Source organism: Chitinophaga sp. sic0106 (genome assembly GCF_019219075.1).
Taxonomy (GTDB): domain Bacteria; phylum Bacteroidota; class Bacteroidia; order Chitinophagales; family Chitinophagaceae; genus Chitinophaga.
Genome location: NZ_JAHUWJ010000054.1, coordinates 1 through 510, shown reverse-complemented (window position 1 = coordinate 510; position 510 = coordinate 1). Strand labels below are relative to the sequence as shown.

1 protein-coding gene is annotated in these 510 nt (G+C 49.6%); it reads right to left on the bottom strand.

All coding sequences use genetic code 11. The features are described from left to right. Window positions 1–510, bottom strand: a 510-nt coding sequence (locus KW844_RS28885; RefSeq protein WP_218380238.1) for a hypothetical protein, incomplete at both ends; no start/stop codon positions are given.

Sequence of the window (510 nt, the reverse complement as noted above, 5' to 3'; positions counted from 1 at the left end):
GCAGCGTAGTTATAGATAGTTACTACATCAGTGGTAGCTGGGCAGTTAGTGTTTACTACACCATTTACCATGCTGGTGACTGTCCAGGTCAGTTGTACCTGATCACCAGGTGTTACCGTGATGGTAGCTTTTGGATCATGGATATCACTTACTACAGGAGCAGTGTTTGCACCAGTGTACTGCACCGTCCAGGTACCAATCTGCTGGATGTTTCCAGTAGATACCACAGGGGTGGCATCCAGGGTGAAGGCAGTAGTTCTACCGCAATCTTCCTGATCTGCTCCCGCGTTGGCGGCTGGGTTGGCAGCGTAGTTATAGATAGTTACTACATCGGTAGTAGCTGGGCAAGTGGTGATGATGGCGCCATTTACCATGCTGGTAACTGTCCAGGTCAGTTGTACCTGATCTCCAGGTGTTACCGTGATGGTAGCTTTTGGATCATGGATATCACTTACAACAGGAGCAGCGTTTGCACCAGTGTACTGCACTGTCCAGGTACCAATCTGCTGG